Raw genomic sequence first — 712 nt, 5'->3', positions numbered from 1 at the left:
CTCCCTCCCTCGCGCCAGCTGCTCACATTGTTAGGACAAAATTTAGCAATATAATAAGCGATGATTAAAATCATAAAATAATTTGATTTGAATCACAGATCTATTTTGCCGATTTATATAAAATTAAGTCATCCAAAGGAAAGATTTTCAAACGTTCCTTGCCTTGTATGGGAAACCTTAATGTTGGGCGCGATGACATGACTAAGCAACTATAAAGGAGTGGAAAAAATGCAGCCAACTAAAGAACTAAAAATTGAACATGAAGCTGTCCTCACGGTTTTGCAGATTCTTGATAAGATTAGTCAACGAATTACTGAAGGAAAAGATATAAGCATCAATGATATAGAAACCTTACTTGAGGTTATGAAAGTATTTGTTGATCGCTGTCATCACGGTAAGGAAGAAAAAATTCTGTTCGAAGCCATGGAATCTGTGGGTATTCCAAAAGAGGGTGGACCTGTTGGCGTAATGCTCTATGAACATGACAATGGACGAAGATACATCGGTGGAATGCGGAAGGCCTTTGAAAAGTTCAAACATGGAGATAAAGAAGCACTTAATGAGTTTGCAGCGAATGCTTCTGGCTATACAACCCTTATGTATGCGCATATTGACAAAGAAAATAATATTCTTTATCCAATAGCAGAAACGCATCTTTCCGAAACGGCTAAAATTAAACTAGTACAAGATTTTTCTATGATTCAAGCTCAGG

1 protein-coding gene is annotated in these 712 nt (G+C 36.9%); it reads left to right on the top strand.

Features of this window, described 5'->3' with window-relative positions:
* Nucleotides 1–228: 228 nt before the first annotated feature.
* The coding region (locus tag DEAC_RS21990; RefSeq protein WP_047812206.1) for a hemerythrin domain-containing protein at nucleotides 229–712 on the top strand (484 nt) is incomplete at its 3' end.

Origin of the sequence: Desulfosporosinus acididurans (assembly GCF_001029285.1) — a bacterium.
GTDB lineage: Bacteria > Bacillota > Desulfitobacteriia > Desulfitobacteriales > Desulfitobacteriaceae > Desulfosporosinus > Desulfosporosinus acididurans.
The sequence above is the reverse complement of the archived record's forward strand: the minus strand, read 5'-3'. Positions and strand labels throughout refer to the sequence as shown.